Annotated in this window: 27 protein-coding genes and 1 tRNA gene; 11 read left to right on the forward strand and 17 right to left on the reverse strand. The window is 39.7% G+C overall.

Going from position 1 to position 26,021, the window contains the following annotated elements; all coding sequences use genetic code 11:
• The first annotated feature begins 106 nt into the window (after positions 1–106).
• Positions 107–1,258 (forward strand): universal stress protein, encoded by a 1,152-nt coding sequence (locus F1E73_RS04130; RefSeq protein ID WP_086477829.1) that lies wholly within the window; start codon positions 107–109, stop codon positions 1,256–1,258.
• Positions 1,259–1,456: 198 nt separating this feature from the next.
• On the opposite strand, the gene F1E73_RS04135 is transcribed toward F1E73_RS04130, so the two are convergent.
• The 4 genes from F1E73_RS04135 to F1E73_RS04150 form a co-directional block, all read right to left on the reverse strand.
• Positions 1,457–2,767 (reverse strand): ABC1 kinase family protein, encoded by a 1,311-nt coding sequence (locus F1E73_RS04135; protein WP_086477830.1) that lies wholly within the window; start codon positions 2,765–2,767, stop codon positions 1,457–1,459.
• A 6-nt stretch (positions 2,768–2,773) separates the two neighbouring features.
• Positions 2,774–3,433, reverse strand: coding sequence for a TetR family transcriptional regulator C-terminal domain-containing protein (locus F1E73_RS04140; RefSeq protein WP_086477831.1), 660 nt, complete (start codon positions 3,431–3,433; stop codon positions 2,774–2,776).
• 268 nt (positions 3,434–3,701) lie between these two features.
• Complete coding sequence (locus F1E73_RS04145; RefSeq protein ID WP_150451171.1) at positions 3,702–4,151, reverse strand: ferritin-like domain-containing protein; 450 nt, start codon at positions 4,149–4,151, stop codon at positions 3,702–3,704.
• A gap of 417 nt (positions 4,152–4,568) precedes the next feature.
• A complete protein-coding gene (locus F1E73_RS04150; protein ID WP_150451172.1) occupies positions 4,569–5,411 on the reverse strand; it encodes a helix-turn-helix domain-containing protein in 843 nt (280 codons plus the stop codon).
• Positions 5,412–5,638: 227 nt separating this feature from the next.
• Between F1E73_RS04150 and hxlB the strand changes: the two genes are divergently transcribed.
• From hxlB to F1E73_RS04170, 4 genes are all read left to right on the forward strand, one after another.
• The gene (gene hxlB / locus F1E73_RS04155; protein ID WP_150451173.1) at positions 5,639–6,232 is read left to right on the forward strand and encodes a 6-phospho-3-hexuloisomerase; all 594 of its coding nucleotides are present in this window, start codon (positions 5,639–5,641) and stop codon (positions 6,230–6,232) included.
• Positions 6,233–6,291: 59 nt separating this feature from the next.
• Positions 6,292–6,921: a 3-hexulose-6-phosphate synthase gene (hxlA, locus tag F1E73_RS04160; RefSeq protein WP_086477835.1), complete on the forward strand. Its 630-nt coding sequence runs from the start codon at positions 6,292–6,294 to the stop codon at positions 6,919–6,921.
• A gap of 210 nt (positions 6,922–7,131) precedes the next feature.
• Positions 7,132–8,220: a site-2 protease family protein gene (locus F1E73_RS04165; protein WP_150451174.1), complete on the forward strand. Its 1,089-nt coding sequence runs from the start codon at positions 7,132–7,134 to the stop codon at positions 8,218–8,220.
• A 141-nt stretch (positions 8,221–8,361) separates the two neighbouring features.
• Positions 8,362–8,757, forward strand: a complete 396-nt coding sequence (locus tag F1E73_RS04170) for a hypothetical protein (protein ID WP_150451175.1) — start codon at positions 8,362–8,364, stop codon at positions 8,755–8,757.
• 66 nt (positions 8,758–8,823) lie between these two features.
• Here F1E73_RS04170 and F1E73_RS04175 read toward each other — a convergent pair whose 3' ends face one another.
• The gene (locus F1E73_RS04175) at positions 8,824–9,591 is read right to left on the reverse strand and encodes an exodeoxyribonuclease III (RefSeq protein ID WP_317045184.1); all 768 of its coding nucleotides are present in this window, start codon (positions 9,589–9,591) and stop codon (positions 8,824–8,826) included.
• Between the two features lie 405 nt (positions 9,592–9,996).
• Between F1E73_RS04175 and F1E73_RS04180 the strand changes: the two genes are divergently transcribed.
• Positions 9,997–10,956, forward strand: a complete 960-nt coding sequence (locus F1E73_RS04180) for a bile acid:sodium symporter family protein (protein ID WP_086477839.1) — start codon at positions 9,997–9,999, stop codon at positions 10,954–10,956.
• Between the two features lie 81 nt (positions 10,957–11,037).
• Here the strand turns inward: F1E73_RS04180 and F1E73_RS04185 are convergent, their stop codons facing one another.
• Positions 11,038–11,958, reverse strand: coding sequence for a serine hydrolase (locus F1E73_RS04185; protein WP_150451176.1), 921 nt, complete (start codon positions 11,956–11,958; stop codon positions 11,038–11,040).
• Between the two features lie 312 nt (positions 11,959–12,270).
• On the opposite strand from F1E73_RS04185, the gene F1E73_RS04190 reads away from it, so the two are divergent.
• The gene (locus F1E73_RS04190) at positions 12,271–13,170 is read left to right on the forward strand and encodes a DMT family transporter (protein ID WP_150451177.1); all 900 of its coding nucleotides are present in this window, start codon (positions 12,271–12,273) and stop codon (positions 13,168–13,170) included.
• 205 nt (positions 13,171–13,375) lie between these two features.
• Here F1E73_RS04190 and F1E73_RS04195 read toward each other — a convergent pair whose 3' ends face one another.
• The 5 genes from F1E73_RS04195 to F1E73_RS04215 form a co-directional block, all read right to left on the reverse strand.
• Entirely contained in the window at positions 13,376–13,966 is a 591-nt protein-coding gene (locus F1E73_RS04195) for a TlpA family protein disulfide reductase (RefSeq protein WP_150451178.1), read from the reverse strand.
• Positions 13,967–13,996: 30 nt separating this feature from the next.
• Positions 13,997–14,413, reverse strand: coding sequence for a DsrE family protein (locus F1E73_RS04200; RefSeq protein ID WP_150451179.1), 417 nt, complete (start codon positions 14,411–14,413; stop codon positions 13,997–13,999).
• Positions 14,414–14,469: 56 nt separating this feature from the next.
• Entirely contained in the window at positions 14,470–14,886 is a 417-nt protein-coding gene (locus F1E73_RS04205; protein WP_150451180.1) for a sulfur reduction protein DsrE, read from the reverse strand.
• Positions 14,883–15,293: a DoxX family protein gene (locus tag F1E73_RS04210; RefSeq protein ID WP_150451181.1), complete on the reverse strand. Its 411-nt coding sequence runs from the start codon at positions 15,291–15,293 to the stop codon at positions 14,883–14,885. The genes F1E73_RS04205 and F1E73_RS04210 overlap by 4 nt, the downstream gene beginning before the upstream one ends.
• 116 nt (positions 15,294–15,409) lie before the next feature.
• Positions 15,410–15,718: a hypothetical protein gene (locus F1E73_RS04215; RefSeq protein WP_150451182.1), complete on the reverse strand. Its 309-nt coding sequence runs from the start codon at positions 15,716–15,718 to the stop codon at positions 15,410–15,412.
• Positions 15,719–16,214: 496 nt separating this feature from the next.
• Here F1E73_RS04215 and F1E73_RS04220 point away from each other — a divergent pair, with 496 nt between their 5' ends.
• The 4 genes from F1E73_RS04220 to F1E73_RS04235 all read left to right on the forward strand — a co-directional run bounded on the left by F1E73_RS04220 (position 16,215) and on the right by F1E73_RS04235 (position 20,058).
• Positions 16,215–17,636: an SDR family oxidoreductase gene (locus F1E73_RS04220; protein ID WP_086477847.1), complete on the forward strand. Its 1,422-nt coding sequence runs from the start codon at positions 16,215–16,217 to the stop codon at positions 17,634–17,636.
• Positions 17,637–17,932: 296 nt separating this feature from the next.
• Positions 17,933–18,148, forward strand: a complete 216-nt coding sequence (locus F1E73_RS04225) for a hypothetical protein (RefSeq protein ID WP_150451183.1) — start codon at positions 17,933–17,935, stop codon at positions 18,146–18,148.
• A gap of 384 nt (positions 18,149–18,532) precedes the next feature.
• Positions 18,533–18,606: transfer RNA gene (locus tag F1E73_RS04230), tRNA-Pro, on the forward strand.
• 144 nt (positions 18,607–18,750) lie between these two features.
• The gene (locus F1E73_RS04235; RefSeq protein ID WP_223883350.1) at positions 18,751–20,058 is read left to right on the forward strand and encodes a site-specific integrase; all 1,308 of its coding nucleotides are present in this window, start codon (positions 18,751–18,753) and stop codon (positions 20,056–20,058) included.
• A 643-nt stretch (positions 20,059–20,701) separates the two neighbouring features.
• Here F1E73_RS04235 and F1E73_RS04240 read toward each other — a convergent pair.
• The 6 genes from F1E73_RS04240 to F1E73_RS04265 form a co-directional block, all read right to left on the reverse strand.
• A complete protein-coding gene (locus F1E73_RS04240) occupies positions 20,702–21,364 on the reverse strand; it encodes a P-loop NTPase family protein (RefSeq protein WP_150451184.1) in 663 nt (220 codons plus the stop codon).
• 92 nt (positions 21,365–21,456) lie between these two features.
• The gene (locus tag F1E73_RS04245; RefSeq protein ID WP_191088980.1) at positions 21,457–21,822 is read right to left on the reverse strand and encodes a helix-turn-helix domain-containing protein; all 366 of its coding nucleotides are present in this window, start codon (positions 21,820–21,822) and stop codon (positions 21,457–21,459) included.
• Between the two features lie 15 nt (positions 21,823–21,837).
• On the reverse strand, positions 21,838–22,128 hold the full coding sequence (locus F1E73_RS04250) for a helix-turn-helix transcriptional regulator (protein ID WP_150451186.1): 291 nt from the start codon (positions 22,126–22,128) through the stop codon (positions 21,838–21,840).
• A gap of 411 nt (positions 22,129–22,539) precedes the next feature.
• Complete coding sequence (locus F1E73_RS04255; RefSeq protein WP_150451187.1) at positions 22,540–24,789, reverse strand: xanthine dehydrogenase family protein molybdopterin-binding subunit; 2,250 nt, start codon at positions 24,787–24,789, stop codon at positions 22,540–22,542.
• 51 nt (positions 24,790–24,840) lie between these two features.
• A complete protein-coding gene (locus tag F1E73_RS04260) occupies positions 24,841–25,308 on the reverse strand; it encodes a (2Fe-2S)-binding protein (protein WP_086477852.1) in 468 nt (155 codons plus the stop codon).
• 119 nt (positions 25,309–25,427) lie between these two features.
• Positions 25,428–26,015 (reverse strand): flavodoxin family protein, encoded by a 588-nt coding sequence (locus tag F1E73_RS04265; protein ID WP_086477853.1) that lies wholly within the window; start codon positions 26,013–26,015, stop codon positions 25,428–25,430.
• Positions 26,016–26,021 lie beyond the last annotated feature (6 nt).

The following is a 26,021-nucleotide window of genomic DNA, read 5'->3' on the forward strand; positions in this document are numbered from 1 at the left end:
AAACCTATAATAAATTATAATGGGCGTCTAAGATATTTCACAAATATCTTAGGTTTAATAATATCATTTGTTAAATTTAGGTTTAATTCCTACAAAAGTTAAAAACATGAAGCAACTCGAAAAAATTCTGGTTCCTATAGATATAAATGGCGATTATGATAATCAAATAGATGCGGCTATCAATATTGCCCGGGTATATAATTCCGAAGTAATTATTACCCATGTTCTGTCTGAAGAAGCGGGTAGTGGAAGCATTAGTATGCGAAAGATGTTGTTAGATAGTGTGATGGAGTCCTTAAACAAGGTGAATGATACCCTTATAGAAGCGCGTATTATAACCAAAGACCCTATTATTAAGCACGGTAAATTGATAGATAATATTTTAAAGGTAGCTTCCTTCCAAGATGTAAATTTGATTGTTGCAGGATCGGGTCGAAAACTACAGGGGCAACGACATAAATTGGGAGATAGTGCCGAAAAGTTAATGCGATATTCACCTATACCGGTATGGGTGGTATCTACCAAGGGGAAGTCTAAAGTAACCAATATACTTTGTCCGGTAGACTTTTCGGAACCTTCTAGAAGTGCACTCAACAATGCTATTTCTTTGGCGCAAGATTTTAAGGCATCACTAAGGGTGTTGGGAGTTGTAGAGCCTGTGCTAAATCTTTCTCCTAGGTACCAGTTAGAAGACTTGGAAGAGGAAAATACACGCCGAATGAAACATCTGGAAAAGGACATGAAAAAATTCTTAAAGGATTTTGACTTTACCGGTGTAGATCATAAGATAGATCTTCAGGCAGGAAGTGTTCCTCTAACCATTGTGAATATGGTGAAAAAACACAAGCACGATCTGCTGATTATGGGGACTACGGGACGTTCCGGTCTAAAGCGTGTACTTATGGGGAGCGTTACCAGTAAGGTAACCCGGGAATTACCCTGTTCTTTTATCACTACAAAATCTAAAAGCATACTCTACTCTAGATTTGATAATGATGTGAAGGAAATTGAAACACACTTTAAAAAGGGGATGATTATGGCCGAAAAAGGAAGGCCTAAAGATGCTATTCGCGAGTTTAAACTTTGTCTGCGTATAAATAATATGTACATCCCAGCTATCTATAAATTATCTGAAGTATTCCATCAGAATGGGGATGAAGCAAAAGCACTCTATTACAACAATATGGCCAAGGAATTACTTACCAGATTATGGGACGAGGATATAGAAAAGGAAATTAGGGAACATTATAAATCCTAAGGATTTCCTAGGATATAGTAGACCAATACATATTAAATCCCGCCTATTTTTAGGCGGGATTTAATATTACTAGGAATACGGATCACCTTGCTGCCAAAGATTAAATTTTCAATTTAGCAAGATACCAAATGGTGTTATGCTTATCCTAAAAGTTGCTTTTGAAAAGGATTACCAACAGCTACCTTTTCTTGTTAGTGCCTATAATCGCTGAAAATTATTAATCTCAATATTATTGGCTTTTAAATCGAACATCAAATTATAAAGGCCGAAAAAGGTTCTGTTGATATAGATAAAATGTTTGGAGCCACGATTAGCATTCATTTTACGCAATTCTGTATTCTTGGAATAGCGTTGCCCCATTGCTGATATTTTTCCAAAAAACTCCGCATCCGAAAAGTCAAATCGCTCTACGTGAAATGGTTGTGTGAAGAGTTGTAACAGTTCATGGAACATTTCGGTGAAGAATTCCGTTTCCTCCTTGGTGTCATCTACTCGAAGAATTTCCAATTCGTATAATTTTGAGACAAAAAATTCACGATTGTTGATATTTTTGGGATTAGCCAACTCAAAATAAGGGACATAAAAATCATTCGGAATTATTTTCATACATCCAAAATCCAAGGCAATCAGTTCCCCCTTCGGGGAGACTAGGAAATTACCGGGATGCGGGTCTGCGTGTACTTTTCGCAATTGATGTATTTGAAACATATAAAAATCCCAAAGGGCTTGCCCTAATTTATTGGCTTTTTCTTGATCGTCATTTAGGGCCGTAAACTCTGATAGGTGCAATCCCTCCATATAATCCATCGAAATAATATATTCAGAGGACCAAGCCTCATAGTACTCTGGAAAAAGAAGGTTTGGAATTTTGGAACATGCGGCGGCAACTTCCTTGCTCTGCTCTAATTCTAAGAGGTAATTGGTCTCTTCCAAAAGTTTTTCCTCCACTTCCTTAAAATACTTTTCCAGGTCCTTTCCCTTTATATTGAACATTTTTATGGCAATTGGTTTCACCAAGGCCAGATCGGAGGCTATACTTTCTGCAACGCCGGGATATTGAATCTTAACAGCGAGATTTTTTCCGTTTTTTTTGGCTTCGTGTACCTGTCCAATACTAGCGGCATTAACAGAATTGGGGTTAAAAGTGTCGAATAGTTCATTGGGAAGTTTACCAAAATGCCTTTTAAAAATCTTGAATACCAAAGGTGGGGATAAGGGAGGAACGGAAAATTGAGACAAGGAAAATTTTTCCACATAGGCCTGCGGCATAATGCTTTTTTCCATACTGAGCATTTGGGCCACCTTTAGCGCACTGCCCTTAAGTTGTTTTAGGCTATCATAAATATCCTCGGCGTTGTTCTCATTTAAGCGTGACCTAGCCTCTACTTCCGTTTTGGTAATTTTATCGCCATAATACTTCAGGTAGTTAACACCAAGCTTGGCACCGGTAGACACCAGTTTAGAAGCACGATGTATTTTGGAGATGGGGATGTGATCTATCGTTTTCATGTATGGCTAGTTGTTGGGATGTATTTTTTCCTTGTAAATAAATTTCCCAAAATCGATTACACTCTTTAATGGGGAAATATTTAAAATGTCGAAACTGGTATTTACAGATTTCTCTATAAATATGTCTGTTTTCTCAAAGGAGGCCGAAGTGTCGTCCATCCAAAACTTTAAGGTCAACAATAACTGTATCCAAGCCGATTCTTGCAGGGCGCGTTTTTGAAATTTTTCTAGCTCTTCCTGTTTTAAATCCAGGGTTTTAATATCTAAATCTGCAATATAGGCGGTAAAACCTTTTCTTAGTTCGGATAGAAGGGATAGCCCTTTTAAACTGTTCTTGTGCTTTTTTAAAGCATATTGTACGTAGCTTCGGTTGGCAGTTAAATTTTCAAAGAAAGTGTAATAAAAACTCAAGAGCTTATTGCGTGCGTCAAAAGATTGGAATTCTTCGCTTTTTTTCAACACTGTAAGAGTGTTATCAAAAAAGGTCTTAAAGATCTGTTGTTCCAAGGCCTTGAATGAGCCAAAGAATTCGTAGAACTGAGCCTCTTCCATATTATTTTCCTTTGCAAAAGCATAAACGGAATCTGGGCTTTTATGATGTTCCAGTACATAATCCATATACCTATCGATTAGCTGGGTGTCTGAAATTGTTTTCTTTTTTACCATGGCTGTTAAATCTATGCTACAAGATACAACTTGTTTAAGTTTTTATAATAAAAGTAAAACAAAATTTAACAGCTAATTGGCATAAGGAAGGGTAAAAAGATTGCTTTAGTAGGGAATGCTACAGCTAGATAAGCATACTGTACTATAGGCGTTGATCCTTTTCATAAAACTACTTGCTCCTAGCTCTATGGGTGTCTTAAGATATTTTTCTTTTTATAAAATAATAAAGCCCCAAATTCTGGGGCTTTTCTTAATGTCTAGTGATAATTTACCTTAAATCTTCCAAAGTTCTATTTTTAGCCAAATCTTCTTTTAGCCAATCTCTCTGAGCTCTTATTATGGAGGATACATTTGGGGGTATGTGGGTGTCGGCCAGTACTTCATTATATTCCTCAATGGCGGCTTTGTCACCTCTAATGGCCTCCTCTAGCATTGCTTCGGCATCATCCCCAGAAAAGAATGCTTTTACGTCCATCCAAGTTCTGTGTAAGGCGCCTTTAGTGCTTCCCTCTATTTTATCGCGTGTATCCAAAGCAGGGGTGGCCGACTTTAAATCTACCAAAAAGTTGCGGCGCTCCCTCGCTTTATTACTAAAGTACATTTCCAAGCCCGTTTCTTCCGTATTTTCTGCGGCTGTTTCATATCCCTTAATGGCATCTTCATTTTTTTGAATAATGTCATTAATCCTATTCTCAATCTCTTTTATATCCTTGTTCATTTATATTGAATTTAAGTCGGTAACCATATGCCTACCGATTGGCATTTCTATAAAGATAGGGGGATAGATTAAGTGGTGTTATTTCATATGCAATTCTTTCTAACTCAATAGCTTAGGGTGCGGGTTTTGTGTTGGGATTGGTTGTAAATAAAGTCTAAGGAGGTAAAAAGCTAGGTAAAAATGGGAAATAAGAGCCTGGGATTATCCGTTTTAAATAGTTGGATAGCTATTTGCCCCAAAATAAGCTTTTCTCAAAGCAGGAAATAATTGAATTAGGGTATAGGTAGTGTGTTGGTAAGGTGTAAGATGCACAGTGGTTGCTAATTTCCCGTCAGCTGCCAAAATAAGTTGTCTTTTTGGGAAGTTTGATTCATTATTATAACCTAACCAATTAATCCCACTCCAATAAATAAAGAATCAATTATATAAAGTATTGTCGTGGGAGATGACATGCTCCCTTACCTTCTTTTGAAATTCGAGCGGTGTTACACCCGCGTGCAGTTTAAAAAACCGACTGAAATAGGAGTGGTCTTTAAAGTTTAGATTATAAGCTATTTCCTTAATGGTGTTTTCACTATGAATAATTTGACGTTTAGCTTCCAAAATCAAGCGGTCATGGATAATCTGGACCCCAGTTTTATCCAACTTTTCCTTTAGAATTTGATTAAGGCGTTTTGCGCTAATTCCCAATTTACCAGCATAGAAATCGGTGTTCCGTTCTTCTTGATAATTCATTTCAAGCAAAAGCATAAACTCGTACACCCGCTTTTCATTAATATCCTGAAGGGTAAAATGCTCTTCCTTTAACTGTATCAATTTTAATAAAAATACTTTTAAGAGCGCTTTTAGCATAATAAGACTAACGGTCTCTTTCTTGTATTCCTCTTCCAAGAGCTGGTACACATCCATTAAACCTTTAGAGGTTTCCTCATTTACCTGTAAGCACGAAAATTCTCCCTGAATATTGAACATTCTAAAAACATCCAATAAAAACTCTTTTAAATCCCCTTCCAATAAATCTTGTTTAAAGGATATAAGAACGCCGTTTTTACCGGCTTTGTTGAGTTGATGTACTCTATAAGGAGGTATCAAATAAATCCAGTCTCCTTTTAAGGTCTGAAAATCGTGTTGTGGCACATGTAGCGCATCCTCGTTGCGCAACCAAACTATCTCATAAAAATCCCTTCTGGCAGGATCGTTTAAATAAGCAGGGGGGCAATTGCCCAAATTTTTAATATATAAAACCTTATCACCGAGCATTAGAACTGTTTTTTATGATGGAAAAACACGGGGTTTTCTTGCTTTTAATCGACAAAAAACGAAGCCGTTTCCAAAATGTACCACAAAAATAGTGAATAATACCATTGGTTTATTGTTGATGGGCAAATTGTACCATATAACTATCAAATTGTGTAATTATCCTAGGATGATAGCTCCTATCTTTGCACCGCAGTTTGATAGTAATCAAGCTTTTACATTAAAAAGTTATGGAGAACACATCTACAATAGAAGCAACACAAGAGACAGAATTGGTAGCATCGGCAATGCAAACCATTATGGACGAGCATCAAAGGTTAACTGCCCAGATAAAATCTGATGAAATTGCTGCATTAATGCCAGCTATCAATAAGGCAAACCGTATTTTCTTGATGGGAGCCGGAAGAACCGGACTCATGATGAAAGCTTCGGCCATGAGACTAATGCACTTGGGTTATACTGTATTTGTTGTTGGAGAAACAACTACACCAGCGATCGATGAAGGAGATTTGCTCATCGCCGGCTCAGGTTCTGGAACTACCAGTGGAATTGTAAGAGCGGCTGAGGTAGCGAAGAATGTAGGGGCTAACGTAATTTGTTTTACCACTAGTCCGACGTCTCCCCTGGCAACATTGGCAGACTATACGGTTACGATTCCTGCAGCACAAAAGCAGGCTCGGGACGAAGACGTATCTAAACAATATGCAGGTAGTCTTTTTGAGCAGTCCCTTTTATTAAGCTTCGATGCACTTATCCAGGCCCTTTGGGATATAGATGGCAGTACCGCTTCGGAATTGTGGAAGCGTCACGCAAATATGGAATAGAAAACTGCAGATAGAAAAAATTAATTAACGTAGAATATTTTAAAATTAAATATAGAATTATGGCAAAATTACAAGTAGCGATCGATTTATTGAAAATAGAGGATGCAATCGCTTTGGCAACAAAAGTGGCTCCTTATGTAGATATTATAGAATTGGGTACCCCACTTATTAAGAGTGAAGGATTAGCCGGAGTTAGAAAGATGAAAGATGCTTTTCCAGACAAATTGGTTTTGGCCGATTTTAAAACTGCCGATGCAGGTGAATTGGAAGCAAACATGGCTTTTGGAGCTGGTGCAGATTATATTACCATTTTGGGAACTACAGGTGACTCTACTATTGCTGGTGCAGTTAAAGCTGCAAAAGAGCACGGTAAAGGTGTTGTTGTAGATACCATCGGTGTTAAAGACAGAGTTCAACGTGCAAAAGAAGCAATTGCTTTGGGTGCAGAGTTTGTAGAATTACACGCTGGTTTGGACGAGCAAGCTGAAGAAGGATACTCTATCCAAGTATTGATTGACGAAGCTAAGAGAGCTGGAGTACCAGTATCTATTGCAGGTGGAGTTAATAAAGATAGCATCACCCGTGTTAAGGAAGCTGGTGCTTCTGTTGCAGTTGCTGGTGCAGCTATTTACGGAGCAGAAGATCCTGCACAAGCAGCAAAAGAATTGAAAGAACTTTTGAACGCATAAGTTATTATAAGGTTTAAGCACCATTTTAATACTATAAAGGTCCCCATAAATTAATTTTTATGGGGATCTTTAGTTATTGCCTATAGGCTATTTTTCTTTCCCTTTGCACTTCGTTTTTACTCCTTATACTTCTTGTAGCTCCCACAATTTATGATATTGATCATTGGTGATTAGCGGTTTTTGCAATAACTTGGTAAAAACTGCATTGACATGAAAGGTGTTTTAAATTTGGGAAGAGTTGCAGGAATTAAGATAGAGGTACATTGGACGTTTTCCTTATTATTGATATGGGTCGCCTTAATTGAGGTAAAGGCAGGTGCCGATCTTACCAGGATTCTACTCAATGAATTGCTGATCCTATTGCTTTTCGGATGTGTGGTGCTGCACGAATTAGGACATGCGCTCACCGCAAAGAAATTCAATATAGAGACCAAAAAAATTATGTTACTGCCCATTGGGGGAGTGGCCAGTCTAGAGAAAATGCCCGAAAAACCAGGACAAGAATTGCTAGTGGCACTTGCGGGTCCGGCCGTTAACGTGGTAATAGCCTTCCTATTAGCTCTTACCGTGCCCTTTAAGTATTACTTCGGCCTAAATGCCACAGAGATGACGGAAGTGCTCTATACTCCTTCCCTCCAAAATTTTATCTTTTACCTTTTTATTGCCAATGTAATGTTGGTGCTATTTAATCTCATTCCAGCTTTCCCTATGGATGGCGGAAGGGTACTTAGGGCCCTTTTGTCCTATAGATTGGGACGGGTAGAGGCTACCAGGATTGCTGCGGGCATAGGACAGACCTTGGCAGTGGTATTTTCATTGCTGGGACTTTTTTACAATCCATTCCTTATTTTAATTGCCTTCTTCATTTTTTTCGGGGCCTACGCAGAGAATCAAATGGTGAAAAGGACTTCCTTAATTAAAGGTCATATCGCTAAGGAGGCCACGCTAACGAATATAACCATTTTAAGTCCGGTTCATAGCGTTCAAGAGGTGGTAGACCTACTTTTGGCAGGTACGGAAAAAGATTTTGTAGTTATGGATCAGGATGAAATAGTGGGAATAGTTGCCCATAAGGATATAGTGAAACATGCGCGTACTCCCTCTCTTTTGGTAAAGGAAATTATGGGAAAGAATTTTACCACGGTAGACGCTACCACAAGCCTTACCCAAGTTTATGAAATGATCAACAGGGAAAAGAATGGTTTCTTTCCCGTAGTTGAGGATAAAAAGCTAATCGGTGCAATCGATCAGGTAAATTTAAGCGAATTTATCTTGTTAAAATCGGCGACCATACCTTAGAATTAACTTTAATGGGAGGGGAAGACCCATGGGATTCCCGGGTATAGGGCCCTTGTAATTTTTGCTAAGTGAATTAAAATTTTTGAGGGTACTGTCCAGCTTTTACCTGAGGTACCAAGATCATTATTTAAAGTAACTACTATGACAGCATCAGATTTTAAAGGAATGAAAAATTTCATCCCTGGAAGTGGATTGGATATCCTACATCAAGAAAGTAAGGAATGGCTCAATATTATCGATTTTTGGAATGACGAGTCTAGATTTTTCTCCGATCTCCTGGATAAAAGAGAACCTATGCACCCAGAAAAAAAGGAGATGTTGAAATATTTGGATAAAGTACACCTATCCCTCTTTCAATATTTGAAGGAGGATATCATAGCCCATGAAAAGCACTTATCCAACTTGTTAAAAGGTGAAAAGGGAATTACGTCGGGAGAATATGTTGAAAAACATATGGATTTGCGGGAGCAGCTCCATCTGTTTACAATGGACTTTAAAGAGTTTAAGAAAATGGTTTTTAACTATGCCAAGAAATGAGGGCATTCTTTTTAGATTTCCCTTGAAAAATGGGGCCCTTTGGCCCCATTGTTCCATTTTTTTGGGCTAAAGATCTAGTTCCAATCCTACGGGACAATGGTCCGACCCCATAATGTCTTTATAGATTTTCACGGATTTAATTTTGTCTTTTAGAGATTTGCTGACCAAAAAATAATCTAACCTCCATCCAATATTCCGTTCCCTCGCCTTAAACCGATAGCTCCAATAGGTATAAGCTTCAGTATCTGGGTTTAAAAGTCGGTACGAATCCACAAAACCAGCCGCTATAAAATTGTCCATTCCGTCAATTTCAACCTGGGTATACCCCGCAGTTTTGTTGTAGTTAGCCTTGTCGTTCTTTAAATCGATCGCCTTATGGGCTACATTAAAATCCCCACATGCAATTACAGGCTTAGTTTTTTCCAAATTAGTTAGATAGGCTAGAAAATCTGCATCCCACTGCTCGCGATAATCCAAACGGACAAGTTTTTGTCCGGAATTGGGAACATAAACGTTTACCAAATAAAAATCTGGGTACTCCACACACTGTACCCTACCTTCCGTATCGTGCTCTTCTATCCCAATACCAGTGGATTCACTTAATGGGGTAGACTTAGAGAGTATGGCGATTCCAGAATATCCCTTTCTTTCTGCAGAACTAACGCTTAATTCATAACCTTCTACAGGCGATAAGGCGTCTGCCACCTCGGCCTCCTGGGCTTTGGTTTCCTGTAAGCACAGAACGTCTGGGGCCAATTGGGCAATGGACTCAAAAAAATCTTTTTTAACCACGGCCCTTATACCGTTTACATTCCAAGTAATAATGTTCATCATATTCAACTTTTCAATTATGGGAGCAACAGCTATTTTAACCAATAACCCCTCCTTAAAATAGGGCGATGAAATTACGGAATTGCTCGGGGATTAAAAAATATCATAAACCCTTATCCTAGATGTTAAAGCTTTTAGTTATATAGACTTCGTTGGCTTTAAGGGCAGTACAAACTGTTTTTGTAAGGAGGTGAAAAAAATGTTTCGCCTATAATAGGTAAGAAATTGTCGTCCCAGGTCATAAGATGCTCATTCTTGTTGTTTTCCACTACCTTTGCTTGCAAATAAACGCTAGGACGCAATTTGCAGATTATATACTGTGATAGGACCAAATTAATGGGGAGCGAACAGGATATAATGCGCCATAATGATTGGTGTGATAGCCTCTCTAGCCAGTGATGTGTATTTATGAAATTTAAGATAGACAAGTTTGTACTTTCCATTATCACTATAGTTGGAATTGCATATTTTTTTCCGCAGTGGGGCTCCTCACAAAGTGAAATCCCATTGGATACAATAAGTGATATTGGGATTTCTCTAATTTTCTTATTCTATGGACTTAAATTGAGTCCGCAAAAAATAAAGTCGGGCCTAAAGAACTGGAAGTTGCATCTGTTGGTGCAAACTGCTACCTTTTTAATCTTTCCGCTGTTGGTCTTATTCTTTCGACCCTTTTTGCAAACAGAAGAACAGGAATTGTTGTGGTTGGCCTTCTTTTTTTTGGCAGCCTTGCCATCTACGGTTTCCTCTTCCGTGGTTATGGTATCCATGGCCAAGGGGAATGTACCAGCGGCTATTTTCAATGCCAGTATTTCGGGAATCATCGGCATAGTTCTCACGCCAATTTGGATGGGGCTCTTTGTTCAAGAGGCGCAATCGGGTTTCCAGTTTACGGAAATTTACATCAAACTCGTTTTTCAAATCATATTACCAGTGGTAGTGGGGCTTTCCTTACAGCGATTCTTGGGAGGGATGGTTCAAAAATACGGTAGCCAATTAGCCCTTTTTGATAAGGCCATTATTTTGTTGATTATCTATAAGAGTTTTGCAAGGTCTTTTGAAGAACAGATCTTTAGTACAGTATCTATATTGGATCTTATGATTATAGGGGTTGCAGTGTTAGGCTTGTTTGTGTTGGCCTATTTATTAACAGGCTTTGTTGCTGAAAAACTGCGATTTAATACTGAAGATCAAATTACGGCCCAGTATTGTGGCACCAAAAAATCCTTGGTACACGGGACCGTTTTCTCTAAGATTTTATTTGGGAAAATGGCAACGCTGGGAGTTATCCTTCTCCCGCTTATGATCTATCATGCTTTTCAGATTCTAGTTATTAGTGTGTTGGCAACCAAGAGGGGTAATAGGTAAGTTGCTTCCCCTTAAAAGGGCATGTACAAGAATACTGCATATTAAAAGCTTTGCAAGTATAATGTATATGTAAATCCTATCTTAATACCGTAGATTCCCTAGTAATTCCGAAAAATCAGCGGCAGGTTTCCACTGTGAAGTTGGGTTATAATACCTCCATAAATAAGCAGAAATTTTCCGTTGCAATTGCCAAGCCTCATTTTTAAACCCCCAGGAAGTATCATTATTGTTTTTGGTTGCGATATAAAAAACATAATCGCCCGTAGGTGCGTTCACCATCACCAATTCTGAGCGCGACTGGTTTACCATTCCTTGTTTGGCCGCAGTCTGGATAAAGGGCGGAATTTGGGAAAGAGAGTAATCCGTATAAAAGGAATTGCTTAACAGGCGATACATTTCATCGCTCGATGCCTCACTGATTAGGTTGCGGTTACGTATTTTTATTAATAGAGAAGCCATTTCCCGCGGGGTGGTCTGTCCCCATCCATATTTTTCCCAGTCCTTAGTCCTTCCTTGGGTTCTGCTATTTACACGGGTATACTGCAATCCCAAATTATCCATCAATGCGTTTATGCTTTCTCCACCACCAGCCAATTCTTGGCACCAAAGGGAGGTGGTATTATCGCTCATTGTAATCATTAAGGAGACAAGGGTCCGCAGATCGGTCTGGGTGCTATCCTTATAAAACTGCATCAACCCGGCGCCGCCATAGGCCCGTTTTGCATCGTAGACCAAAGGATCATTGAGTGAGAGTTCCCCATTATTTATCTTATCGAAAATCCCAATTAGGATAGGGACTTTTACAATGCTTGCGGTAGGGAAAATGGTATCGGCATTAATAGCGGCTTCGGTGTTCCTATTGGTATGATAAACGTAAACTCCAACCTCACCCTTAAAATTATTAACTAGCTCCCTTAGACCGTTTTGTAGGTTTTTGTCGGTTTGTTGAGCTGTAAGGGGGTGTATGGTTATTAGGAAGAGGAGTAAAAAAAAAGGTCTCATGGTTGGCTTGCATTTAAAAAACCAATTTACATAAAAATATGGAGGTATTTTGGAGTGCGCATCCGTAGTTAAGAGTTGTAATTAAGTGTGTGTTCTATAGGCTTAAACTGGAAGGTAATATTTAACAAATAATTGGATTGTTTGGAAGGTGATGTCACCATCTATTTTTAGTAGTTTTGCCGATTCTTTTTACTATACAAGGATCTTTATATCAGCAATTAAGATGATGGATGTTGGGATGTTATGGAAGGGGCTTTGCTGGTGGATGTTAGATCGATATAATGATCAATTAAAAATATTAATTTTTTAGAAATGAAGAAGGCACGATTCGCATTGGTTATGGGGGTACTCTGTATTTCCATTTTCCCAATTTTGGTGAAGCTTAACCTAACCCCTGGAGTGGTTTCCGCATTTTATAGAATGGCAATAGCTGCTTCTTTAATATTGCCCTATGTACTAATCACCAAGAAGCTGAAGGTGCCTTCCATGAAGTTTTTGCTTCCCACCGTGTTATGCGGCTTGGTTTTTGGGGCCGATGTGGCGGTTTGGAATGTTGCCATACAGGAATCTACCGCTACGCAGGCTACCCTGCTCACCAATTTGTCTCCAGTATGGGTTGGTATAGGGGCGTTTTTCTTTCTAAAGGATAAGCCCACCACCAATTTTTGGATTGGTACTGTGGTCGCTATTTTTGGTATGGTATTACTGGTGGGTTTCAGCACTTTTGTTAATCTCGACTTTGATTTGGCATTCTGTCTTGCCATCTTATCCGGGATGCTATATTCAGTATATATGTTATTGAGTAAAAAAGTCCTAAATGAAGTAGATGTAGTAAGTTTCCTAACTATAAATTTAATCTCCTCCTCCATAGGATTGGGTATTGTAAGTTATTTTCTTGGAGAGCCTTTCACAGGTTTTACTAATGCTGGTTGGTTGGTGTTGGTGGTGCAAGGGGTAGTCTGCCAGTTGTTGGCTTGGTTGCTCATTAGTTACGCCACAAAACATATGCGCGCCACTAGGGTGTCTGTAAGTCTTTTGGGACAGGCAGTTATAGCTTCCCTTTTGGCTTGGTTGTTTTTGGACGAATCTATTTCTTTGCAGATGGTCATTGGTGGTTTCTTTTTGTTGTTCGGTATACGGATTACCTTTTACCAAAAACAATTGTTTGCCAGAAAACGGGCCGTCCAAGGTGCCGTCTCACTAAAGCAATAGCATAGGGTATTGTCTTACGCTAAGGTACTTTTAAACACATCACACTATTTATTTACTTGTTTTGGATACGTTGGGTAGGGCCATTGTTTACTGATGTTTTCATTACACTAAGGTTTTAGTATATCACTATTTCAGGACGGGACCACAGTAGAAATATAAAGGGAGCCCCTTCAGAGGAGCTCCCTTTATAATAGGAGGAAACCTATTATATGCTCCGCATAAATTCGATGAATTTTTTGGTGCCGTAATTGCCCATACCTCTATGGGTCATCACTATATTTCCATCGGCATCAATCACGTAGGTAGTGGGAATACTTCTAGATTGATACATTGCTGGAAGTGGGCCATTGGGTGTATAAATCTCAAAATCGTACCCCTTCCTTTCGCTAAATGCTATTGCTTTCTCAAAGCTATCATCTACGGACAACATAATAAAAGCTATATTTTCGTCCTTTATTTCGTTGTATAATTTATTGATGCTAGGCATTTCGGCAATACATGGAGGGCACCAAGTGGCCCAAATATTGAAGAATATAGCTTTCCCTCTTAACGCTTCCATAGATACCTGGGCACCTTTGCTATCAATTAAATTTAGATTAAAGTCGGCCCGCGGATTGGAACCGTCTTTCAGCGCCAACTCCGTCTTATCTACATCGGGATTCATTAGTCCCGTTGCCAAAATCCCTCTTTGGGCAAAGCCTATTACCTCTGTGTGTAGTCCTGTGGTATACAGAATAAGGAGTACCGCTATTATTCCGGCCCATTGCCATAATTCTTTTTTTATCTTTTTTTTCATGTTTTTCTTTTAGATACTAATTGTAATTAGCTAGAGGCTTAAGCCCATAACTCCCTTTTTTTGAAGTTGTAGGTAGTGGGTAAATGCGTTGGGAACTACTTTAAATTCTTTTGGGATATCTTTTACAGATACCTTGTAGTGATCTAATGCCATTTTACAAACTACCAAACTTACCTTTGCTTTTTTTGCTTCTTTTAGGTAAGGCTTCATGATTTTTTTATCCGTTAAGGCCTCCACTTCTTTACCATATATAATAGTGCTAAAACTCCCAAAGGAATCCTCGTCTTCCTCCAACAAGGAAGCTGCGGCTAAGGTAATGGGTTTTAGTTGTTGAATTTTTGTTGTCATAACTGCATAGTGGTTCACTTTCTTGTCTTGAGCATTAAGATTGCCACCAATAACCACGGTAAAGAGTACTAATAGGGTTTTTAAGAATGTTGTTTTCATCAGATTTTATTTATTTATCCATAGCACATGGCTATGGGGAATTTTACAATTAATATTTATAGGTCTAAGTTAATATAGTCTTTCTTTAAAAGCTGGAAAAGGTATAAAATCCCGTTCTCTACGATGTCAATATCTCGCGGAATCCCACTTTGGTCTACCTTAAATTTATTAAGAGAAAATCCGCAGGCAACTACCGAAATGGGCTGGTTGCTTATCCGCTTTAAAATGGGATCCATGATTTTGGTATCCGTATTTTGGGGTATGGATTTCCCGCAGAAAACAATCTGAAACTCACCAAAACTTTTTGGGTTGTCTATCAGAAGTTCCTCTGCAGTTTCTATGGCCCCTATCAGGGAACGTTCATTTTTAACCAGTGCAGCATAGTTTGCGGGCTGTTTGGGGTCTTGAGCCATACTCTTAAGGGGTAGCAATAGGAGTGCCCCAGCTAATATTAATAAGGATTTTACTTTCATGAGCTAAGTTTTTTTGATTCGTTTTCGGTGTCGTTAAGTACAAAAAACAGTAAGCCCCCAAAGATCGCTACGTTTTTAAATAAGGGGCCCAAGGTAGTGGCTTGTCCTATTTGAATAGTAATTGTAATAGGAATTAAAACCGCGATAAGGATCCATGCGGCCCACTTAGTTTTATAGCCAATTAGGAAAGCGATTCCGGCAACTAGCATTACAATTCCAGATAATATTACCAAAAGGGTAGGGTCGCCAAAGAAATAAGCGAAGTCTTTTAAACTCGCCGTGGCAATTCGTCCTACAACTTGTTCGGTCTGGATAAGGTGGTTAAGACCAGCTAATAAGAATATTCCGCTTACCGCTATGCGCAATATCTGCACAGAACGACGGTTAATGTTAATCGTTTGTTTCATTTTTTGATGTGATAAAAGTGCTTTTAAATAGAGATTGCCAAATGGTCCTCGTCTGTTATCTGAATGAGGACACCAGCAGATGGTTCTGGATAAGGTTCCAGAACAAGCGAAATTAGTTAGGCAATTCTTGGAGGAGGTGAATTTTGGTCTTGATAGAGACCTTCCATTAAAGGCACATTAAATCCAAATACGGCATACGCTAGGTCTTGCTCCAAAAGCGTCCAGTGATGACTTTCCACTTGAAATACGGTGGAGCAGGGTACTGCCATATAGTTGACTTCGGTAAGGGAGGCCTCGGTAATTTGTGTTTCCAAGTCCTTGGGTTGGTCCCTCTTCTTTTTACAAAAAGGATTAACAAGCACTACCTGATCGCTCTCCATGGTCCAGGAAAGTACCTTTGCGTCCACAACCAGAAACTTTGTCATAAACAAAGTTAGGAGTAGTACAGATATGTATTGATTTACCTTCATTGCGCCCAAACTTACTAAAAACAACGGCTCCCTTTTGCAACAATTGTTACTTAAGCTCCCCATAGAGCCAACTTTATGATTTTGCTAACGTATTTAGGGTAGTATTCCAGCACCTTTTGTAATTTCCAGTTGACCATCCTTCGTAAGGCATATTAAGGGATATGTTTCTTACGCTTTTCAAACTACTGGTCTTAAGTGTTTAGGCTAATTTTATAACATTTCATTCTTAAAGAAACAGGGGGACTATGAATTTTGGGCTGTATAAATTTTAATGGGTTAATGTTAAGGGTGAATGAGTTAACAAAAGCAAGCGAATGTTCGTGCCGTTGTGTGGGCTTTGTATACTTTTATTCCAGCTATCTCATATACACCCTATGGTAGGTAAATAATTATGGGCCAATTATTGGTTTTTGATTATTGTCTAAGGTAAAAGGATAGAAAAAATAAGTATATGAAAATACTGGTTACAGGGGCAACCGGATATATAGGTAAACGCTTAATTCCACTGCTGGTGCAGGACGGACATCAGGTAGTGTGTGCTGTTCGCAATAAACAACGAGTGGGGAATAGTTTTCAGGATGAGGAGGAAATAGAGATTGTGGAGGCCGATTTCCTAAAGCCCGAAACCCTCCATACCATTCCAAAGGATATTGATGCAGCCTATTATTTAATCCACTCCATGTCCCATACCTCCAATGATTTTGAAACGATGGAGGAAGAATGTGCCATCAACTTTAAATCGCGTTTAGAGAATACTCAGGTTCAGCAAGTAATCTTTTTAAGCGGAATTACCAACGAAGAAAAACTTTCCAAGCACCTTAGGTCTAGAAAAAATGTAGAAGATTCCCTTGCTTCGGACAACTATGCCCTTACGGTGTTTAAGGCGGGGATTATTGTAGGTTCTGGGAGTTCGTCCTTTGAAATTATACGGGATTTGGTAGAGAAATTACCAATAATGGTTGCACCAAAATGGTTGAACACCAAAACCCAACCTCTGGCTATTAGGGATGTATTGGCCTTTTTATCCAGAGCTGTAGGAAGAGAAGAGCTTTACAATACCTCTTATGACATTTTTGGGCCGGAGATACTGACCTACAAACAAATGTTATTGCAGTTTGCAGAGGTAAGAAATTTAAAACGGACTATTCTAACAGTTCCGGTGATGACTCCAAAACTATCTTCTTATTGGTTGTATTTCGTAACCTCTACCTCCTATAAACTTGCTACCAATTTGGTAGACAGTATGGGGGTGCAAATAGTAGGGAAGCCTAGTGATATAAACCAGTTGCTCCAAGTGCAACCGCTACGGTATAAAGAGGCTGTTTCCCTAGCATTCGAAAAGATTGAACAGAATAGTATAGTTTCTAGTTGGAAAGATGCTTTGGTAAGTAGCGGCCGGTTAAAGGATGACATTCATAAATATGTGAACGTCCCAAAGTTTGGATGTTTTGTAGATTACAAGGAGGAAGAGGTGACCGATGTGCAGAGAACCATCGATAAAATATGGGCCATAGGAGGAAGAACAGGATGGTACTATGCCACTTTTTTATGGAGAGTTAGGGGGTTTTTAGACAAAATGGTGGGAGGCATTGGCCTTCGCAGGGGAAGAACCAGCGAAACGAATTTGGAGGTAGGGGATGTGTTGGATTTTTGGCGGGTTATCTATGCCGATAAGAGTCAAAGAAAATTGCTTTTATATGCAGAAATGAAATTACCAGGAGAAGCTTGGCTCGAATTTAAGATTGAGGATGATGTCTTAAAACAGACGGCCACCTTTAGACCCTGGGGGGTAGCGGGAAGATTGTATTGGTATAGTGTATTGCCTTTTCATGGACTAATTTTTAAGGGAATGATCAATAGATTAGCTTCTTAAAGTAGTAGAATTTGGATTGGAATGAAATTCTATTTTAAATATAAAACCGGTCAGGTTAAATTGAAGTTAAATAGAGGTGGTTTCTGTTAAATTATAATTAAGGGCTTTAGAAGTGATAGAAACCAGTTGTAGATTTGAGGATTTAAGGACTATGTTTCCTACTTTTTATAGAGAATGAAAGTAGTTTTTTTATCTTGTAGTTGTGTATGATGGGGTAGGGGCATAAGTAGGCCTTATTTGAAGATCTTACTGAAGGCCTGAAGGAAAATAAAAAACAGAGAATTGAAATATATAATATGGATTTAATAGATAGAGCACTGGAATTTGAGCAAAGGAAAATGAAGTCGCTTTCCACAAGCGACCGTGTTGCCCTTTCTCGTGAGGCCAAAGAGTTGATTCTTGGATTAAATGAAATCTACAAGCAAAAAAAGGACGCTAAAATAATGGATCTTATGAAGCGTTTAACGGTGATAAAACAGCGAGTAGAGAAGCGTTTAAAGTTAAGAATGTAATTCCTTAGCCCTACAACTTTTATATTGGCTAGATAAGAATCACCAAAATCCTTTCTTAACAATTCCATTCCTTTTATGGATAGAAAAGTTTTGGATGGTAAACAACCAAGATAATACTACCATTATAAGATATTCTTGGAGTAGGCTGGCTTCACAATAGCGGATTCTACTTATTCCAAGCCGGGGCATCATTCTGGTTTTTCGGCTATTGCAATATTTAAAGTTTCATAACTTCCTTTAAATCAATTGAAGTGATTCATGATTTTTGGGAATGACTGGGAAAAGTCGATTTTGATATTTTGTTGATAATGGAAGTGGTGAAAATATTTTCCCGCATTTATTGGCAAATATCATAGATGTTTATTACTTTCGCAGTCGGATTTTCGGGATGTGGCGCAGCCCGGTAGCGTACACGCCTGGGGGGCGTGGGGTCGCAGGTTCAAATCCTGTCATCCCGACTTTACATTTTCATGTAATTGCATTGAGCTGTTAATCGACTGATTAACAGCTTTTTGCGTTTTTAGGGGTATCATAAGAAATCACATGAAACCACCTGAAAACGACTTAAACGTGTTGAATACGGGATTTTTTATACCTCCTAAATGTCGTATCTTGAAGTAGCTTCTGTGGGTATTTACTGCGTGTTTTTACTTTCTAATTTCACTAATCTAAAGCTGCCTATCATGTTGGAAAACAGTAGATTATATGTTTTGTTCTTCACAAGAAAACATAACAAAGAAAGCGACACATTAAAACTATATGCACGTGTTACGGTAAGCGGAACACGATGTGAATTCAGTTTAAATCGGGATTTAAAAGCCAGTTTATGGGATCATAACCGGAAAAGAGGGAAAGGATATTCTAAATATGTGCTATCCCTGAACAAATATTTGGATCAAATATTTGTCGGATTATATGAAGCGCATCGACAACTTTTAGAAGAAGGCAAGGTTATAACCTCCGCCTTGGTAAAGGCTAGGTATTATGGGGAAGAGGAGGATGATGGAAAAACTTTGCTCGATTTGATCACCTATCATAACACGACCATGCATACCTCCCTAAAGCCCGGGACCATGAAAAATTATTACAGTACGGAGCGGTGTATAAAAAAATTCCTTGAGGAAGAATATCGGGTGGAAGACATTCCCCTTAAAAAACTCAATTATCGTTTTATTGTGGATTTTGAGCAGTACGTACGGGAATATAAACCCGCTACCCGAAGTGGCTGCGCCAATAATGGAGCTATGAAGCATATGGAGCGTTTAAAAAAGATGTCTAGGTTAGGGGTTCGTTTGGAGTGGTTGGACAAGGACCCATTTATCAATTTTAAACTTAAGTTTAACAAGACAGAACGCCAGTTTCTAACCGAACGGGAGATAAAACTTATCCAAGAAACCACTTTTACTGAGCCGAGCTACGAGAAGATCAAGGACCTTTTTGTGTTTGCCTGTTATACGGGACTCTCCTATATTGATGTAAAAGAATTGAGGTCAGACCATTTGGTAATTGGTCGTGACGGTGGGGACTGGCTGTTTACCAAAAGGGAAAAGACCGAAGAATCCTTAAAAATCCCTTTACTGCCAATAGCAAAGAAAATTATCGAAAAATATAAAGAGAATGTCGATATCAAGGCTAGGGGTAGACTATTACCTATTTATAGCAATCATATGATAAATCGGACATTGAAAGATATAGCTGATGCCTGTGGGATACACAAAAATTTGACATTTCACGTTGCACGGCACACTTTTGCTACTGCAATTACCCTATCCAATGGTGTACCCATTGAAACAGTTTCTAAACTATTGGGGCATTCCAAACTGTCTACCACCCAAATTTACGCAAGGGTATTGGAAAAGAAGATAGGGGAGGATATGCATAATTTGATGATACGGTTACAGCAGAGGTAAGAAGTTAGTCCTGATGTAATGTAAAATGTGTAGGTAGCATTTGGTAAGATTACTCAGCCCCAAATCTTACCCAAGAACTTTGCGCATGGATCCTGGTCGATTTTTGTAGTGTTCGGGAAGATAATCGTACCTGCCTGCCGGGCAGGCAGGAAGCAAAAATCGAGCAGGGCGCACCTATTTTCATAAAATTTGGGACGTTATCTATTTTGATCTATGGGAATTAACTGTGCGCTGGCAAGGATAAAGGCAAGGGGCGCTTTTTCTGCGTTCCATGCTTTTATGAGCGGTCCTGAGGAGGTTGGAAAATCCTAAGCATTTTCAACTTCCGCAGGGACTGGATTATTTTTGGGAGACATTGGAACCGATGGGCAGTTTTCTGTTTAAACAGTATTGTATACTGGGTCAGTTTAATTCGGACTTTATAGGGGTTGAACAAGGTTTTGACCCATTCAGCTAATTAAAATGGAAAGGTCATTTAATGGCAACCCCATGAACAAAGGTCTTGACCAGTAAATCAAATTTGTAACACCGCTTTAGCGTGTTACCCTCTTGCTATTCCATTTCTTTGTTTCATCTCGGATTGGAATTCTTTTGACGGAACCAAAACATTTGGTCTACTTAATTATTCTTTTTCTTTCTCTAGCTATTTTCTTCGGCTGGTACCGTCCAATTTTAACTGGTTGAACATTCTGATAAACCGATCGGAGATCTGTGTTCCGTACCGGTTCTCGATCTGGGCAAAACTCAAGTTGGTGGTTATATGGGTCTTAGTCCCCAAACTTTCAAAGTTGCGATAGCGGTTTAAAAGTATCCTGACAAATACTTCCTCCTTTCCGTATTGGTATACATTGTTTCCCACCGTTTCAGTTCCCAGGTCATCGAATAGAAACACCCCTTTGGAATAATAGTCGATTACTTCGTCCTTATTTCTTACGGCATTATATTTCGCTACTACCTCCTGAGCTGCAATGATAGGAAACCACAATTCTGGAATTCGATATTGTTGAGATATGTTCTGGATGATCTGGAAACTTGATGTCTTCCCGGTTCCGTAAGAACCAAAAACGAGCAAACCCTTTCTAAGGGATATGTTCTCCATAATTTCAAATTGGGGATCACGATTCCAATATTTGCAGAAATGCCTTAAGAAGTTCTTATTGGTACCGTCTACCTCGAAATTGAGCTCCATCTTGGCGTAAAACTCCACTGCCGACTTATAAAACAATTTTTTAAAAAGCGCTGGGTCGCAAAGCGGTTTTCGCTTTAACGGTTTTTCCGAAATTTGATTTAACCATCCCTTTTTCATATTGTCTATTCTAAGATTGGACTTCTATTTTCTTTTTCTTCTTTTAAAAAGGTAAATTGGTTTGTCTTTTGTTTTGTAACTGGTTTATTATGTTAGGCATTTTTATCTATGCTGCCTGGACTATTTTGTCTAGACTGTTCCGACGCTTTTGTCCAGTAAGCCTTGCCAGTATTAGCTTTGATACGCCACAAACTTTTCAGATAACGTTTTCTACCGTCAAAGGCCGTCTCCTCTATCCATCCCAATTTCTTTAGTTCGGTTACGTATCTCGAGACCTGTCGTTCGGAAATTTGAAGAAAAGAAGCAATGTGCTTGTTGGACATATAGCATTCCTTTCCATTTTCGGTAAAGCTGTTTATCTCAAGGAACAAAATTTTTGCATGCCAGTTCACCTCAGAGTTCATGTAAATCGATTTCGGAATCCAGATTCCTTTAAAATTTCTATCTGATTTTTCCATAACCATAGAATTCAATTATTTCTTGTTCTTCAACAGGGCCTTATTGAACTTTTCCTCCAAGGTTTCATCGGAAAGATCAGTTTCCCCCAACAACCAAGTGTCGATAGTATCCTTATCAAAGAATTTTTGACGGATATGGGGATTATTCCCCATAGGAATGAGCTTTAGCTGGGTAAGTTTGTAGATTTTGCTTTTGGACAGGCCTGTGTACAGTGCTAGGTCTTCCACGTTCATTGTTTTCTTGTTGTGGGCAAGTAGCCCCTTGATTTCCGTTAAGAGGCCTACCACTTTTTCTTGTTCTTCCATTTTATATGCTTTATGGTTTTCATCAAATTAGAGAAGCAAATGGAACTGAAAGATACTTGCTGAAATTTTAACAATTTTAAGATGTGGTTCTTGAGGGATTATCAGCGATTACTTGAAATTGGTTGGAATAACGCAACACGTAATTGTCTTATAACCCTATTTGGTAGAAGAAAGAGGTGGAGTTAATAATTGAAGAGTGATTTTAGCGCACCAATTGAAATGGTTCCCATCACTTATCTATACGAGAATTGAAGAAAACCATAGGATACTATTTTAAAGTCTAAATAAACGTGGGGTTTAATGCACCATGGGGATTGGTATTTTGTTCCTTTAAACATTTGTTTTATGGGGACATTCGAATTCGGTATTGGAATTTCAAGAAAAATAGTTTGGTTATTTGCGCCTATTTATTTATCCCACCACAGCCTTTTCGGTTATAAAAGGCTGATGATAATGACGTTGTCCTGTGGCTTTATAAAGTGCATTGGCCAATGCTCCCATTATGGGTGGAAAAGGGGGCTCTCCCAGACCGGTCGGATCAATATTGCTTTGTACGAAATGGGTCTCAATTTCTTTAGGTGCCTCGCTATAGCGTATTAAGCGGTACCTATCAAAATTGTTTTGTTCCGCTACTCCATCTTTGAATGTTAGTCCGCTATACATAGCATGACCAATACCGTCTACGGCACCCCCTTCGGCGAGATTCGTAGCAGCATCTGGATTCACTACGATACCGCAATCAATCGCCGCCGTAACTTTTTGAACCACAGGTTTATCATTTTCTATGGTCATATCCAATACCTGGGCCACGTAACTATTGTGACAGAAGTAGGCGGAAACACCCCTGTGGATGCCATCTTGTTCTTGACCCCAGTTTGATTTTTCCCTTACCAATTCTAAAACCCCGGAATAACGGTCGGCCTTGTAGTCGTTATATTCCCCAACGGGATTTTCCTGTGCGCGTTTCAAAAGTTCCAATCGAAATTCGATGGGGTCTTTTCCTGCTTCTTCGGCCACTTCGTCCAAGAACGATTGCTCGGCCCCGGCGATAAAGTTGGATCTCGGTGCACGGAACGCACCAACGGTTATATTGGAATCGATGGACCAATCTTCGGCGAGATAATTGTCCACCGCCCCGGCTGGAAAGCGGTTGGCCGCCAATGGGCTCTCGGGTATTCCACCCGCCCTTACGTGAAACGCTATAAGGTTGTTGTCCTTATCCAATGCGGCACGGTAATATGCATGGTAAGCAGGTCTGTATATCCCTGTTGTCATATCATCCTCACGGGTGTAGACCAATTTTATAGGTGCTTTCATCCTTTGGGAGATCACTCCCGCCTCGGTTAGAAAATGCCCATAAAGTCTTCGACCGAAGCCACCGCCCATTCGGGTCATTTGTATGTCCACTTTTTCCAAGGGTAGCCCCAAGCGTTCGGCAACACTTCTTTCCATAAACTCAGGAGTCTGAACCGGTCCGTTAAGAACCGCTTTGTCCTCCATTACATCCGCAAAGAAATTCATGGGTTCCATACAGTTATGGGCAAGAAACGGACAGGAATAGCTGCGCTCGATTACCTTCGCCGCCTTTTTGAACACCGCTTCAGGGTTACCATCTTTACGTACCACATTCTGTTTTATTCCGGCTTTCTCCACCATGGCTTCCCGGTGGGCTCCCGAACTTTCCAATCCGGCAGGGAACCTAACATCCATAGTACGCCCAAAAATATCCATTTGTTCTTCAATAGCAGGGGACCGGTCCCATTCGATCTTCAATGCCTTTTTGGCCTGCATTACTTCCCATGTAGTATTCCCTACCACAACAACGAGGTTCGTGAAGGAACAGTTGTCAAAGGCACTCTTTTTATAATCCTCGTTAAATGTCTGTATGGTAAACACATCTTTAATGCCAGGCATTTTCTTGGCCTCAGTATCATCTACGGATTTAAGTTGGAGCCCAAAAGCGGGTGGATGTGCGATCATTGCAATAAGCATACCTTCTTTTTGGATATCAAGACCGTACAAAGGCTGGCCTGTAACGATTTTTAGGCCGTCCACATTTTTTCTGGAAGTACCAATAATCTTAAAATCCTTTACATCCTTTAGTTTTACCTCTTCTGGAATTGGAAGTTTTGCTGCGGCGGAAGCTACTTCGCCATACCCCATCGATTTATCGGATGCTTTGTGAAAAAGCGTTCCGGCTTCCGTAGTGATTTCTTCGGCGGGTACCTGCCAAACTTCGGCTGCCGCCATTACCAACATGTGTCTTGCGGTTGCCCCGGCCATACGAAGTGCTTCCCATCCTTGACGGATAGATTGGCTTCCCCCGGCCAATTGACGCTTGAAAATGGCCGTATTTAGCGGGGCCTGTTCAACAATAACTTCGTTCCAATCCGTATCCAATTCCTCGGCGACGATCATCGGCATCGATGTTTTTACATTTTGACCGATCTCCGGATTTGGGGACATGATAGTGACCCTCCCATTATCGCCAATTTTCAGATAACCGTTTATTTCGAACCATTCTTTTGGCATACTCCGCACTTGTTCAGGAGTAGGCTTACAGGAAGCCAACCAACTAAAACCAAGCATCATTCCACCCCCGGCGAGCACGGAACATTTTAAAAAGGAGCGTCTATTATAAGTTGTTTTTATGAGTGTCATTTCTTTGATTTTAGGTGTTCGCCTTCGAATACGGTCCGGCATCGTTTTTTATTAAATGTTTTCAATATGGGCGGCCGCTTTTTTAATGGCCTTCTTTATGCGTGTATAGGTGCCGCAACGACAAATATTTCCGTTCATAGCAGTTTCGATCTGTTCGTCCGTTGGGTTTGGATTGCTTTTTAAGAAGGCACTCGCATTCATAATCTGTCCCGCCTGGCAGTACCCGCATTGATACACATCCTCTTCCAACCATGCTTTTTGTACGGGATGGTCGCCATTTTCAGAAAGTCCTTCGATTGTTGTAATGGCCTGTTCGCCCACTGCGGAGACAGGCAATTGGCACGAACGTACCGCATTGTCCCCTAAGTGGATAGTGCAAGCCCCACATTGGGAGATACCGCAACCATATTTGGTACCCACCAATTTGAAATGATCCCTTAGCACCCAAAGCATGGGTGTAGTAGGATCCAGATCGATTTGTTGTTTTTTTCCGTTGATGTTCAGATTAAAATTCGCCATGATTTTGGTGTAAATAGATGAGTATTATAAATTTACGAAATTTAAGGATACCTAAAATGACAGAATTGAAACAATTTTAAAAAAAGCTTATGTACAAGATTCATATAATCCTTAAGTTGCTACTCTAGGACCTCTATCCGGTTAAGCCATTTTTTTACCTCAGTTTCCGTTTTTGCTGCAACATCTCCTTTTATGGCAAGGTAAATACCATCCCGCTCTACACCGCCCTTTATGGAAAAGCCTTCTAAAACAGTGCTGTTCGGACAAAGTTTTTTAACGGTCCGGAAGCTGCTACCCACTCCATACCCAGCATTGGTATTGAATGGAATAATCGTTTTATCACTTAGGTCATATTGATTCAAAAAGCTTTTTATGGGGGGAGGAAGCTGCATGCCCCAAGTAGGAAATCCCAAAAAGACCGTATCGTATCGGGCCATATCTACTTTGGTCTTCAGCGGAGGTATAAAACCGATTTCGTTTTCTTCGGCCACTTGCTTCACGATGGCATGGTAATCCTCAGGATAGGGATTTTCCAGTACAAGGGCCACCAAATCTCCACCGACCTCTTCTTGGATCATCTCGGCAACGGCCTTGGTGTTATTGGTCCTTGAATGATATACAATCAAGATTTTTTCAGATTTATTTTTTTCCTCTTTTGGGAAATAACCTACCGAAACTATTAGAAAGCATAGAAATAACATTTTCATAATCGA

The organism is Arenibacter lacus (assembly GCF_008711145.1).
Lineage (GTDB): Bacteria > Bacteroidota > Bacteroidia > Flavobacteriales > Flavobacteriaceae > Arenibacter > Arenibacter amylolyticus.